The 13,629-nt window shown below is 62.3% G+C and carries 10 protein-coding genes; 2 read left to right on the top strand and 8 right to left on the bottom strand.

Features of this window, described 5'->3' with window-relative positions:
- The first annotated feature begins 98 nt into the window (after positions 1 to 98).
- Positions 99 to 812, top strand: coding sequence for an ATP-dependent Clp protease proteolytic subunit (locus tag VSP_RS32335; RefSeq protein ID WP_009965971.1), 714 nt, complete (start codon positions 99 to 101; stop codon positions 810 to 812).
- Between the two features lie 1,341 nt (positions 813 to 2,153).
- On the opposite strand, the gene VSP_RS32340 is transcribed toward VSP_RS32335, so the two are convergent.
- The 8 genes from VSP_RS32340 to VSP_RS32375 form a co-directional block, all read right to left on the bottom strand.
- Positions 2,154 to 2,609, bottom strand: a complete 456-nt coding sequence (locus tag VSP_RS32340; RefSeq protein ID WP_009965973.1) for a hypothetical protein — start codon at positions 2,607 to 2,609, stop codon at positions 2,154 to 2,156.
- An 18-nt stretch (positions 2,610 to 2,627) separates the two neighbouring features.
- Positions 2,628 to 3,827: a hypothetical protein gene (locus VSP_RS38500; RefSeq protein WP_157211185.1), complete on the bottom strand. Its 1,200-nt coding sequence runs from the start codon at positions 3,825 to 3,827 to the stop codon at positions 2,628 to 2,630.
- Between the two features lie 128 nt (positions 3,828 to 3,955).
- The gene (locus VSP_RS32350; protein ID WP_009965975.1) at positions 3,956 to 4,438 is read right to left on the bottom strand and encodes an Rrf2 family transcriptional regulator; all 483 of its coding nucleotides are present in this window, start codon (positions 4,436 to 4,438) and stop codon (positions 3,956 to 3,958) included.
- Between the two features lie 231 nt (positions 4,439 to 4,669).
- Complete coding sequence (gene trmB / locus VSP_RS32355; protein ID WP_009965976.1) at positions 4,670 to 5,263, bottom strand: tRNA (guanosine(46)-N7)-methyltransferase TrmB; 594 nt, start codon at positions 5,261 to 5,263, stop codon at positions 4,670 to 4,672.
- Positions 5,264 to 5,341: 78 nt separating this feature from the next.
- Positions 5,342 to 7,132: a (E)-4-hydroxy-3-methylbut-2-enyl-diphosphate synthase gene (gene ispG / locus VSP_RS32360; RefSeq protein ID WP_009965977.1), complete on the bottom strand. Its 1,791-nt coding sequence runs from the start codon at positions 7,130 to 7,132 to the stop codon at positions 5,342 to 5,344.
- Between the two features lie 48 nt (positions 7,133 to 7,180).
- Complete coding sequence (gene rseP, locus VSP_RS38505) at positions 7,181 to 8,689, bottom strand: RIP metalloprotease RseP (RefSeq protein ID WP_009965978.1); 1,509 nt, start codon at positions 8,687 to 8,689, stop codon at positions 7,181 to 7,183.
- Between the two features lie 237 nt (positions 8,690 to 8,926).
- Entirely contained in the window at positions 8,927 to 10,312 is a 1,386-nt protein-coding gene (locus VSP_RS32370; RefSeq protein WP_009965980.1) for a dicarboxylate/amino acid:cation symporter, read from the bottom strand.
- A 475-nt stretch (positions 10,313 to 10,787) separates the two neighbouring features.
- Positions 10,788 to 12,326: an SLC13 family permease gene (locus VSP_RS32375; RefSeq protein ID WP_009965981.1), complete on the bottom strand. Its 1,539-nt coding sequence runs from the start codon at positions 12,324 to 12,326 to the stop codon at positions 10,788 to 10,790.
- A gap of 805 nt (positions 12,327 to 13,131) precedes the next feature.
- Between VSP_RS32375 and VSP_RS32380 the strand changes: the two genes are divergently transcribed.
- The gene (locus VSP_RS32380) at positions 13,132 to 13,569 is read left to right on the top strand and encodes an acyl-CoA thioesterase (protein ID WP_009965982.1); all 438 of its coding nucleotides are present in this window, start codon (positions 13,132 to 13,134) and stop codon (positions 13,567 to 13,569) included.
- The last annotated feature ends 60 nt before the right edge of the window (positions 13,570 to 13,629 follow it).

A 13,629-nucleotide genomic window follows, 5' to 3' on the forward strand; every position in this document is an offset into this window, starting at 1 on the left:
GCGAGCCCGGCGTACTGCTAGATGAAGGGCCGCTCCAGAGCCCCGACCCTGCTCCGCTGGGTTTGACAAAACCTCCACCACCCCCTTCATTCGTCACCATGTCAACCATCGCCAATTTCCCCACCATGATTCAGCGCCCGTCCAACTACATCATCCCCACCGTGATTGAGGCGGAAGGCCGCATGGAGCGTGCGTATGACATCTACTCACGCCTCCTGAAGGACCGCATCATTTTCATCGGCACCCCCATTGATGACCAGGTGGCCAATATCGTGATCGCCCAGCTTCTGTTCCTGCAGATGCAGGATCCGAAGAAGGACATCAACATCTACATCAACTCCCCCGGCGGCTCCGTGACCGCAGGCCTGGCCATCTACGACACCATGCAGTTCGTCACCTGTGACGTGAACACCTACTGCATCGGCATCGCCGCCAGCATGGGTGCCGTGCTCCTGACCGCCGGCACCAAGGGCAAGCGCTACGCCCTCCCAAACTCCCACATCATGATCCACCAGGTCAGCGGCGGTGCCCAGGGTACGGCCAGCGATGTGGAGCGCACCGTGGAGTTCATGTACCGCCTCAAGCGCCGTCTGAACAAGATCATCTCCCACCACACCGGCAAGACGGTGGAAGCCGTCGAGCGTGATGCCGACCGCGACTACTACATGAGCGGTGAGGAAGCCGCGGCCTATGGCATTGTGGACAAGGTGCTCGACAACAAGAAAGAGTTCACCCCCGTCATGGAAGTCGTGAAAGAAGCCACTGGTGGCGGCAACAGCGGCGGCGATGTGTCCCCGCAGACGTCTGTGTAGTCTTGGTTTGATGCTCCGTCGGGACTTGAAGTTGTTTCAACGAACGCATCTCGTTTTCACAAGCAAGATCAAGGAAAGCAGGATCCGCAAGGGTCCTGCTTTTTTGTTGGGAGGGCGAGGGCAAAGCCTGCAAGCAACCACTCGAAGTTGCTCGTGGCTGCACTCGTGAGAGTGCGGTGGTGGCGCGGCCCCGTGGAGGGAACAGTGCGCACTGGGTGCGTTGTGGCCGGACCGCGTTTTTACAAACGCAGCCACGCTGAGGCTGAGTTCCGCCACCCGACAGTTCGCAAGCTCGCAAGCTCGCAAGTTCGCAAGTTCGCAAGTTCGCAAGTTCGCAAGTTCGCAAGTTCGCAAGTTCGCAAGTTCGCAAGTTCGCAAGTTCGCAAGTTCGCAAGTTCGCAAGTTCGCAAGTTCGCAAGTTCGCAGCTCGCAGCTCGTGGCTCGTGGCTGCACTCGTGAGAGTGCGGTGGTGGCGCGGCCCCGCGGCGGGAACAGTGCGCACTGGGTGCCTTGTGGCCGGACCGCGTTTTTACAAACGCAGCCACGCTGAGGCTGAGTTCCGCCACCCGACAGTTCGCAAGCTCGTAGCTTGCAGCTCGTGGCTGCACTCGTGAGAGTGCGGTGGTGGCGCGGCCCCGCGGCGGGAACAGTGCGCACTGGGTGCGTTGTGGCCGGACCGCGTTTTTACAAACGCAGCCACGCTGAGGCTGAGTTCCGCCACCCGACAGTTCGCAAGCTCGCAAGTTCGTGGCTCGTGGCTGCACTCGTGAGAGTGCGGTGGGTGGCGCGGCCCCGCGGCGGGAACAGTGCGCACTGGGTGCCTTGTGGCCGGACCGCGTTTTTACAAACGCAGCCACGCTGAGACTGAGTTCCGCCACCCGACAGTTCGCAAGCTCGTAGCTGCACTCGTGAGAGTGCGGTGGTGGCGCGGCCCCGCGGCGGGAACAGTGCGCACTGGGTGACTTGTGGCCGGACCGCGTTTTTACAAACGCAGCCACGCTGAGACTGAGTTCCGCCACCTGGCAGTTCGCAAGCTCGTAGCTCGTGGCTGCACTCGTGAGAGTGCGGTGGGTGGCGCGGCCCCGCGGCGGGAACAGTGCGCACTGGGTGACTTGTGGCCGGACCGCGTTTTTACAAATGCAGCCACGCTGAGACTGAGTTCCGCCACCTGGCAGTTCGCAAGCTCGTAGCTCGCAGCTCGTGGCTCGTGGCTGCACTCGTGAGAGTGCGGTGGGTGGCGCGGCCCCGCGGCGGGAACAGTGCGCACTGGGTGACTTGTGGCCGGACCGCGTTTTTACAAACGCAGCCACGCTGAGGCTGATTCCAGCCGCGGCACTTTCCCTATTCAGACAAGACCGCGCGGGCAAACGACTGGATCTGCGCGGCAGCGAGCACGCCCAGCAGCGCGGCTTTCAAAAACTCCAGCCCGATGTAGGCGTTGTGATGCCAGGAGGCGGCCACGATCTCCCCTGCCAGCACCGCCTTGGCCCGCACATCCAGCACCGGCATGAGGCCCCACACTTGAAACGCCAGCACGGCGGTGATGACCGCCAGCAACACCACGCTGCCCCGCGTGCGCACCACCCGCAGCCGCAACATCAGGAACCAGGAGAACGCACAACAGATCAACTCCACCCGGTTCAGCGCATGAAACACCAGCCGACCGATGCTCAGGGCATGCTTCAGCTCCACGCCGGGTGCTTTGAACTTCAGCGGGGCTTCCACAAAACTGATGGCACACACAAACCCCAGCCACAGCAGGGTGATGACAAAAGCATAGAGGGCAAAACGGCGCATGGTGGGCGCGAGTATGACTCAGGGCGCGGGATCACGCCAGTACGCAGGCAGGTCTTTCTTGGTGGCCTGCAGGATGGTGCGGATGTGCCCACGCTCGCTCTCAGACAGGCTGGCAAACTCCTTCTCCCGCCCGTCGTGCCCGCGCAGGACCTGCCAGAGCTGGGAGTAGAACTCGTCCTTCATCTGCCGGGGCAGGGCCTCAAACGCCTGCGAGTAGATCATGTAGCTACAGCGGTGTTTGAAGAGCCGGGTGCGAAGCTGGAAGTCCTTGAGTGAGCGCCCCTCTGCCGTCTCCAGGCGGTTGCGGCGGAAGGCGTCCTGAAACGAGCCATCCCCTTCCACACCATCATCCTGCAAGGTGTATTCACCGACAAAGAGCATCTGACGCAGCAGCTTCTCCGCCAGGCTGCGGATCACGCTCTGGGCCGAGCCCTGTGGCACGTCTGTCACAGGTTCATGAAAGGCCTCCTGTAGATCCCGCTGGCGGGCCATCGCCGCACGTGTGCTACGGGCCGCATCCGTCAGCAGGTTGTGGGTGCTGCACTGGTGCTCCAGCACCATGAGGGCCACCAGATCACTCGTCTTCGCCAGATACGGCTGCGTGGAGATGATGTCCTGCAGGGAGGTGATGTTGGCTCCTCGTTCCCGATCCAGCTGGACGCCGGCACCCGTCTCCCTGGCGATCGCATTTCCCATGTGCCGGTCCTTGCCATGGCGGCCCGTCACATACCAGCCGCCCCAGCGTTCTGAAAGCGGGCTCTCATGCGTGGTGACATGGCTCCCCTCACTCAGGATGGGCTGCCCGGAGGCATCCGCATACACAGAGCGCACGAGCATGCCCTTCACGCCACCGGTGCGCGAGCTCTCGTGGCAGCTCAGGCACTGCTCATCCACCACGAGTTCCGGGCGATAGCCCACAGCCGCGCCACCTCTCTGGCTCAGGGTGTAGAAATGCGGCCCGGTCTCCGGATCCATGCCGATGAGCTCAATCAGCCCGCCCTGCACCCAGCCCACATACACCTCCTCAGAGAAATAAACCGCCCGCGGCCGCATGGGCCCAATGAGCGCGTTCTGGAGGCTGGTCTTGGAGAAAACCAGCACCTGGGATGCCATCGGCACATCCAGCTCCTTGAGCACGGCCTGGAGAAAAGTCTTCTCATCTCCCTCCACCGGGAGCTTCACCTGCCCGCTCTGCACCCGCTGCCAGAGCCGGGCCACGGGATCAGAAGAGTTCTTCCAGGGCTCCGCCGACGTCGGGTCCGCCGCAGCAAGAGACGGCCCACTGGCGAGCAAGACGGCACACCATAAGGAATCAACCCATGCCCGCCATCCGGCCGCCGCAGGCCTCAGGGATGCGTGCCGTTCAGCGTCGCGCCCGCGACGTAGCCATGCCCCGGGCTGGGGCTGAGCAGACGCAGGAGCGGCTTCCCGTCCACCACCAGATCCTCCAGGGTGTAGTGGTCCAGCACATCCAGAAAGGCATCCCGCGCCTCCCGGAACACTCCGCGCAGACGGCAGGTGGGGGAGAGCTTGCAGAGATCGTTGGCGGGGTCGAAGCATTCGACGAGATTGAAATGAGTCTCGGTGTGGCGGATCACATCCCCCACCTTGATGTCGCGCGGGGCCCTGCCCAGCCGAATGCCCCCACTCCGGCCGCGGCGGTTGCTGAGGTAGCCCTGCTTGCCGAGGAAGTGGACGATCTTGACGAGATGGTGATGGGAGACTCGATAAGCCTGGGTCAGTTCACTTAGGGTTACCTTCTCATGCTCGCGCGCAGCCGCGTACATGAGTACGCGCAGAGAGTAATCGCTGAAACGGCTGAGTTCCATGTTGAGGCATAAAGTGAATTACGCATGCACCTTTGAAGGGCTTGCGCAGACGTGGGAGCGTCAGTTGCGATATGCCAAGCACGGATTGGGCCAAGGTACGCATAACCCGCCTCTTTCGGGCAACTTTGGGAGTCAGGGGTGGGAGAAATTAGGAATGATAAATGAACCCCGGTCCGCGGAGCAGCTCTGGACTGGGCATCCCATTTATAATTAATCATTCCTAATTTATAATTAATCTTTCTTCCACCTCGCCCGATAGATCGGTTTCCCCAGGGCCATCCACTGCTTTTCGAAGTCGGTCGTGGGGTAGTAGAACGCCCCGTCTGGCCAGTCCAGGCGGGTCATGGCAGGACGCTGGGTCAGGGCTTCGAGGGCATTTTCGTAGTATGGCAGGTCGTCGGACTTGAGCAGGAATTCCCCACCCGGGACGAGGACTCGCTCGATGGACTCAAGAAAGGCGGTGCTGTTGGGCAGGCGGCGGCCGTGGTGTTTCTTCTTCGGCCAGGGATCCGGGCAGAGCAGGTGCAGGCGGCTCACACTGCCGGCCGCGAGCAACCAACCAAGGGTGTAGGTGGTCTCCAGCCGGAGCACCCGGGCGTTTTTCAGCCCCCGCTGCTCGATCCGGCGGGCCGTCTTCTCCACCCGGCCAATGAGCCGCTCCACCCCCAGGAAGTTGCGCTCCGGGTGGGTGGTGGCCATTTCAATCAAAAACGTGCCGTCACCACAGCCCAGATCCAGCTCGAGGGGGCGGTCTCCCGTTTCCGGGAAGAGCGCGTGGGGATCGTGATGCTGGAAGTAGTCTTCGGGGACAAAAACAGGGGTCATGCCAGATGTCAGAGCTGCCGGGCCCGTCCCCACCAGGGGGACGCTGTGCGGAGGCAGCAGGCTTCTACAAAATCAGGATCACGCGGCTTCCACCGGGGCCGTGGGGGCGTCCACCCAGCGGTTGTGCTCCTTGATCAGATCGATCAGGCGCTCCACAGCCTCTCCTTCCGGGATGTTGAACTTCACGGCGGTCTTGCCGACGTAGAGGTTGATCTTGTCCGGCGCACCGCCCACGTAGCCGAAGTCGGCGTCCGCCATTTCACCGGGGCCGTTCACAATGCAGCCCATGACGGCGATGCGCACCCCTTTGAGGTGACCGGTGGCGGCTCGGATCTTCTGCGTGGTGGTCTGCAGGTTGAAGAGCGTGCGACCGCAGCTTGGGCAGGCCACATAGTCTGTCTTGAAAATGCGGGTGCCCGCAGCCTGGAGGATGTTGTAGGAGATGCGGAAGGACTGGCCGGGAGCCTCCTCACCCTGCACCAGGATGGCATCGCCAATACCGTCGCACAGCAGGGACCCGATGTTCGTGGCAGCACTGAGCAGTGTGGGCACGAAGTCCGCCTTGGGCTCCGTGGCAGGCTCAAACGTGTCCTTCAGCAGGATGGGATGGCGGGGTTCCAGGCGGGCGGACAGCAGGCGGTAGGCGGCGATCACCGGGAGGTTCACCCCGTCTTTCACCGTCACCAGGCACGGGCTGGTGGAACTGTTGACATAGGCGATGGCGGCATCATCACGGGGATCGAGCGCGACCGCCTCGCTGTCCTCCACCACCACCTCAGGCTTGAAGTCGCCCAGCTTGTCGATCTTGTGGGCGACCGCATCCCACTTCCGGCGGCTGGTGAAGACGGCCATCGTCTCGTGGCCACCCACGCTCACGCCATTCACCTTCAACACTGAGGACGGGCGGCGCTCGAACTCAAAGGGATCATAGCTGACCGGGGGCGGATTGCTCACGGCCTCAAAGCGGGCGGGCACGCCGTCGTTGTACGGCTTCACCAGCGTCTGGGCCACGGGGATCTCATACACGGCGTCCTCCGTCAGGCTCACGCGCACCGTGTCACCGATGCCGTCTGCCAGGAGGGAGCCGATGCCGATGGCACTTTTGATGCGGCCGTCCTCACCGTCGCCCGCCTCGGTCACGCCGAGATGGATGGGGTAGTTCCAGTCTCCCCCCAGGTCATTGAGCCGGGCCACGAGGAGGCGGTAGGCTTCGATCATGACCTTGGGATTGCTCGCCTTCATGGAGAAGACGAAGTTGTGATAGTCCTGCTGGCGCGCCACACGGGCGAACTCCAGGGCGCTCTCCACCATGCCCAGCGGCGTGTCGCCGTAGCGGTTCATGATACGATCACTCAGGGACCCGTGGTTGGTGCCGATGCGCATGGCGCGGTCCTTGGCCTTGCAGAGCTCCACGAGGGGGATGAACTCCTCCTCGATGCGGCCCAGCTCCTCCGCGTACTGGTCATCCGTGTACTCGCGGATCGCGAACTTCTTCTTGTCCACGAAGTTGCCGGGGTTCACACGCACCTTTTCCACCCACTTGGCCGCCTCCATGGCAGCATCGGGCTTGAAGTGAATGTCGGCCACCAAGGGGACATCGCAGCCAGCGGCCAGGAGGCCCGCTTTGATGTTCTGAAGATTCTCTGCAATAGGCCGCGTCTGGGCGGTGATGCGGACGATCTCACACCCCACCGCCACGAGGTCCAGCGTCTGCTGGATGCAAGCCTCCGTATCGCGCGTGTCGGAGGTGAGCATGGACTGCACCCGGATCGGGTTGCCGCCACCGATGCCCACCTTACCCACCCGGACTTCCCGGGTTTCACGGCGCTGGTAGTGGTAGAGATCGGGGCAGTACTGAAGCGGGTGCATTGACGGAGAGAGGGAAAAGGGAAGACTGGGAACGGAAAAGCGGCAGGCTTACTGGCCGGGTGCCGGAGCGGCGGTCTGGCGCTGGTTGGCCGGGAGGAAGCGGTACTCCTGCTTGGGCTCTCGTTTGTCCCCCTTGCCCCCGCTGCCGACCATGTCGCCAGCGTCCTTCATGCTCACGAAGACCATGAAGCCCAGCAGGAGGAAGACACAGGCCATCTGGACCACCTCCAGGATACGGATGTTGATGGGGCGGCGGCGGATCCACTCAAAGAGCGCCATGGTGATGTGGCCGCCGTCCAGCACGGGGAAGGGCAGCAGGTTCATCACGGCCAGGTTCACATTCAGCACCACGCTAAACCAGAGCACGCGCTGCAGGCCATACGGATCGTCCAACAGCGTGTAGTAGGCGCGACCGATGCCAATGGGGCCGCTCAGGTGGCCCATGTTGATCTCAGACTTGCGGGAGACGATGGCGGAGATGGTGGCCCCCATGGTCTTCAGCGCATCGCGGATCTGTGTCCAGGGACGCGGGTGGGAGATCTGACGGAGCCCGTTCTGATCCCAGATCACGCCGATGAGCTGGCGGCCCTTGTCGTCGTCCGGGCGGATGTCCGGCTGACGGGGGGTGACATTCACGGTCAGCTGCTTCTCTGTGGGTTTGCCCTTGTCGCGCAGGATGCCCAGCTCCAGCGGCTTGCTGGGGTTCTTCTCAATGTAGTCACCCAACTGGTAGAGGCTCAGCAGTTCCTTGCCGTCCACAGAGGTGATGAGGTCCGTGGCCTGGATGCCCGCCTCGGCGGCGGGGCTGTTCTCCTGGGTGCCCGCGACCATGGGCGTCTGCTTCCCGGCGATGCCCACCTCACGGAGCTGCTTGCGCTTGAAGAGGAAGGAGAAGAAGGACCCCTTTTCTTTCTCCACAATCTCTGCCGTCACGGGGATCAACAGGGGCTTGGGCTCACCTGGACGCTCCACGAGGAAGGGGATGGGATTGTTCTCACTGGAGACCACATTCCAGCGGACGCTGTCCACCAGGCCGCCAAAGGTCTTCACCGGGCGACCGTCGATTTCGAGGATCTTGTCACCGGGCTTGAGGCCGCCCTTGGCCGCGTTGCTGTCCGGGGCCACCCAGCCGATGGTGGTGGTGACCATGCCCTCCTGCTCTGGCTTGCCCACATTGAACACCACGATGGCGAACAAACAGGCCAGCATGAAGCTGAAGAGCGGACCGGCGAAGGCGACGATGATCTTGTCCAGGGGGCTGATCGGGGGAAGCTGCTCGCGCTCCCCGCTGCCGCCTTCAATGGCCTCCATGGGAGCCATCTGTGGCAGGGCGACGAATCCGCCAGCGGGGATCCAGCCCAGGCCGTACTGCACGCCGTTGTAGGTCTTCTTCCAGATGGGGGCACCAAACCAGATCTGAAACTTGTCCACCTTCAGCCCCCGCCAGCGGGCTGCCAGGAAGTGGCCCCACTCGTGGACGAGAATCATCAGGTTGAACACCATGATGACGAGGAAGATGATGCCGGCGTAATGGAGGGCGTTGAGGACTGATTCCATAGAAGGATGAGGGGAAAGGGAGTCTAGCACCCGCACAGGGGGCGTGCAAAGCAGGAGTTGAGGGGCAGCAGCAGGGTTATCAAGGGGCCAAGTGAGCAGGCCCCAGCCCGGTCTGGGAGGGGTGTCACGCCGGAGTTGGAGCTTTGATCGGGCATTGTGTTCATTGATCGCACGCCGGAAAGCGACTTGGGCACCCTATTTTCAGACCGCCCCCGCTCCTCATGGCCCCTCATCAACTTACGACTGAGGGGCGGCGGGCGGCGCGGCGTCATCAGTCGCCATGTGGGCCTCTTTCTGGTCCAGCACCACCTCAGGGGTGCTGGCCTCGACCTCGGTCTCATTGTTGAGGCGGCGGTGCAGCATCGCCTCATCCACCTCACCGCACCACTTGCCCACCACGATGGTGGCCACGCCATTCCCCACGAGGTTGGTCAAGGCGCGCGCCTCAGACATGAAGCGGTCGATCCCCAAGATAAATGCCAGCCCGGCCACCGGCACATGGCCCACGGCAGAGAGCGTGGCGGCGAGCACGATGAACCCGCTCCCAGTGACGCCTGCGGCTCCCTTTGAAGTGAGGAGCAGCACCAGCAGCAGGGTGATCTGGTGTTGCAAATCCAGCGGAGTGTTCGTGGCCTGGGCGATGAACACCGCCGCCATGGTCAGGTAGATGGAGGTGCCGTCCAGATTGAAGGAGTACCCCGTGGGCACCACCAGGCCCACCGTGGACTTCTGCACCCCCAGGTTCTCCAGCTTGGCGATGATGCGCGGCAAGACGGACTCTGAGGAGGAGGTGCCCAGCACGATGAGCAGCTCTTCCTTGATGTACTTGATGAACTTCCAGACGCTGAACCCGTGCAGCCTCGCGATCAGCCCCAGCACCCCAAAGATAAAGAGCAGGCAGGTGGCATAGAAGGTGGCCATGAGCCCGCCCAAATTCCACAAGGAACTGACGCCGTACTTGCCGATGGTGAAGGCCATGGCCCCAAATGCCCCAATGGGGGCGACCTTCATGACGATGCCAACAATGCCAAAGAGAACGTGGGAAGTCTTCTCAATCAAATCAAACACCAAGGTGCCCCGTCCACCGAAACGGTGCAGCGCAAAGCCGAAAAGGATCGCAAAGAGAAGCACCTGCAGGATCTCCCCTTTTGCAAAGGCATCCACCACACTGGTGGGGATGATGTTCATCAAGAAGTCCGTCGTGGACTGCATCTTGTCTGAATCCGAATACTGGGCGACAGAGGCGGCATCGGTGGCCGTCGCGACCTTGTTCATCCCCTTTCCGGGTTGCACAAGATTGATCATGACCAGCCCCAGGATCAGAGCCAGGGTGCTCACGACCTCAAAATAAAGCAGCGCCAGACCGCCGGTCTTGCCCACCTTCTTCATGTCCTCCATGCCGGCGATGCCGACCACCACCGTGCAAAAGATGATGGGGGCGATCAGCATCTTGATCAGCCGGATGAACCCGTCTCCCAGCGGCTTCATCGCGGCTCCGGTGGCGGGGAAGAAATACCCCAGCAGCACGCCGATCACGATGGCCATGATGACCTGGACGTAGAGAATCTTGTAGAACGGTTTCCGGGTTCCCGTCGCAGGGACGGCGGATGCAGGGCTGGTCATGGGCGGTGGTGGTCTGAGCAGGCGGTGAGGAATCGAAGATTCGGCCAGGGGAGGAGACCGGGCCGCATCAGATAGGTGAGGCGTAAGACATTTCCATTAAAGAAAATGGACGGCTGACTCCAACGCCGCGCCCGGCCGAAGGTTTCAGGGGAAGTCGCCTGACTGAGGCAATCCCGACAGTTTGTTAAAGGCCACTCAAACACCCATGCGTTGCCATACCCGTCCCAGACGCCTTGTAGGGCAAGCGCCCCGCTTGCCGCGCGCCACCCCTGACTGGGGCAACCGAGGCGGTCGCCCTACAACCCAGGGTGTTTGATCGCGGGTTTTGTTGAAGGCCAGTCAAACACCTGTGCGTTGTCACCTGCCGCGCCAGTCCCCTCGTCCCGGATGGGACGGCGAATCGGACGCGCATGCCCACCCGTCACTGCCAGGGTTCGATGCCCTAACACGTGCCGCACCCGCCCACCATCGCTCCTCACAAACGAAACGCCCACCGCCCAAAGGTCCACATCACCAGCGGAATGAGCAGGGCAAAGAGCAGGTCCACCACCAGGCCGGCCTTCACCATGCGCGGCAGGCTCACCAGGCCGGAACCAAAGGCAATCGCATTGGGCGGCGTACCCACCGGGAGGGCAAAGTCCGCACTGGCCGCAATGGCGACAGGCACGCAGAGCAGCACTGCCGGCTGATCGATCCCCACCGCCAGAGCCCCGATCACCGGGAGAAAAGCTGTGGTGGTGGCCGTGTTGCTGGTCAGGGCCGTGGCACCAATCATGACGGCCACCACCAGGAACACGATCGCCAGAGCGGGCCAGGAGGCCATCACCGACAGACCGCTGGCCATGGCTTTGACGAGCTGGGTTTTCTCAAACGCAGCCGCCAGGCTCAATCCACCCCCGAAGAGCACCAGCACATCCCAGGGCAGCTTTTTCAGGCTCTGCCAGTCGAGGACGAAGACGCCTTTCTTCAAATCCACGGGAATGAAGAACAGCAGCGATGCGCAGCCCATGGCGATGACTTCATCCGTGAGCAGCGCCCCTAAAGGCCAGCTCGCACCCGGCGTCTTGGGCACCTCCGCCTTCCAGGCCTCCCGCGAAACCCAAAGCACAATCGCGAGGGAAAAGGCCCCGATCACCGTCCACTCCGGCCCGGTGATGCGGCCCAGCCCCTGGCGCTGAATCTCCAGCTCCTCCTTCACTCCCGGCAGCTCCTGCGTCCCCACCTTGAAACTGAACCGGGTGAGGATCAAGTACACGGGCGGCAGGGCCAGCAGAATGAGCGGCACTCCGATGAGCATCCATTGCCCGAAGCCCAGCTCCACGCCATACGTCTTGGCCAGGAAGGCCTTCAAAATGGCATTGGGCGGCGTGCCGATGAGCGTCCCCATGCCGCCGATGTTGGCCCCGTAGGCAATCGCCAGCACCAACGCCGCCCCCATCTCCACCGTGCCTCCTTTCGCCCCCTGACTGGCGCGCAGCAGCCCATGCACACTGATGCCAATGGGCAACAGCATCATGGCCGTGGCAGAATTGCTCGTCCACATGCTGAGGAACGTGCCCGACAGCAGGAAACCCAGGATCAGCGCCCTCGGCTTTGTTCCCACGGCATGGATGATGTTCAGCGCAATGCGCCGGTGGAGATCCCAGCGCTCCATGGCGATGGCGAGCATAAAGCCGCCCATAAACAGGTAGATGATGGGATCGGCGTACGCTGTAGCAGCCTCCTTCATGGGCGAGATGCCGAGTATGGGCAGCAACACGAGCGGAAACAATGCCGTGGCCGGGATCGGCAGTGCCTCCGTGACCCAAAAGACCGCCATGGTCACGGCCAGCCAGGCCACCTTGGTCGCGCTGGGGGACAATCCCAGCAAGGGGGGGCTCACGAAGGTCGCCAGCAACAGCACCACCCCCAGCAGCAGTCCGGTCCGCTGACGCCATCCATACCCTCCTTCCAGCAGATTACCCTCCTCATCCACCAGCTGATCCGGACGTTCATCACCTTGCATGAGGCGCATGCTAGAGGTCCCCGCTTCAACAACGCAACGATGCAAATGTGAATTCTGCCCCGCTGCGAGGGAGACACAGGACTCGAAGACGCAAGACGCAAGACGCAAGACCTGAGGAGAACCCACCAAATGCGCGAGTTTTGCATTGGAGTCGTCACCAAGGAGCCACCTGGAAGTGCCCGCCTCAAGCTGGTTCCTTGGCGGCCACCCCACATCGAAGCTGATCCCCAGCGGGGATCTCTAACACAGCCCAACGTTGGACGAGCCCTAAGCGAGTCAACGTTGGGTACCTCCTAGGACGATGATCAGGTGGGAAGGCCGACCGCATCTGCTTTCTCCCCACCGCCATCAACACCCCCACGTCAGTCGGACCTGATGTCATGCGCTGACTGAGTTCCTTGGCAGGCACTCGCTGAAGCGTCTGCAAGCTTCGCCTTCTCGACGATCTTATCTCGTTTCAACAGACCCTGGTGCTCCACGCGCAGGACGCTGGAGCAGGCTACTTCCCGGGATCACTGTTCCGATTTGAACCGGTTATTGACGCTGTAGGGCAAGCGCCCCGCTTGTCACGCGCGTCCCCTGATGTGGCAGACCTCAACAAGATGAACTGCCCAACGCGCTGCCCCTCTCCGCTGCCACGCGGGGCCAGGAACCCCCGCCTCCTTTGAGCCTGACCTCTTCGCGGAAGCAATCTCGCATGCGGAGGCTCAGGTCTTGCGTCTTGTGTCTCCCCCGCAGCGGGTTTCTCCCTTGACCTCAAGTCTGTTGTCTGGAGTCTGGAAGTCTTGTGTCTCCGGCGCAGCCGGCCCTTTCTATGTCCTCCTCAGATCCCCTTACGCCCACCATCGAGACCCGTGAAGAGGTCATGTTCTTTGACACCGACTGCGGCGGCGTGGTGCACAACATCGCGTATCTGCGCATGATCGAGACTGCCCGCACCCGTCTGGCGGCCAAGCTGGGCATGGCCCTCAAGGAGATGGCACAGACCCAGGTGTTCCCCGTCGTGCTGCGCACGGAGATCGACTACCGCAAGCCAGCCGTGCTCGCCGATGAACTCGTCATCCACGGCCGCCTCGACAGCGTGGAACGCGTCCGCTTCTGGTGCGCCTTTGAGATGCGCCGTGTGGTGGACAACACCCTCCTCATCACCTGCCGGCAGTCACTCGCGCTCGTGCAGATGCCCCAAGGACGTCCTCTGCGCCTGCCAGATGACTGGACCGAGAGGTATGCGCATTTGGTAAAGGCAAAGTGAAAAGTTGAGAGTGAAAAGTCAAAAGTGGAGCTGCTGGCGCGACGCGATCAGACCAGTCGA

This window comes from Verrucomicrobium spinosum DSM 4136 = JCM 18804 (assembly GCF_000172155.1).
Lineage (GTDB): Bacteria > Verrucomicrobiota > Verrucomicrobiia > Verrucomicrobiales > Verrucomicrobiaceae > Verrucomicrobium > Verrucomicrobium spinosum.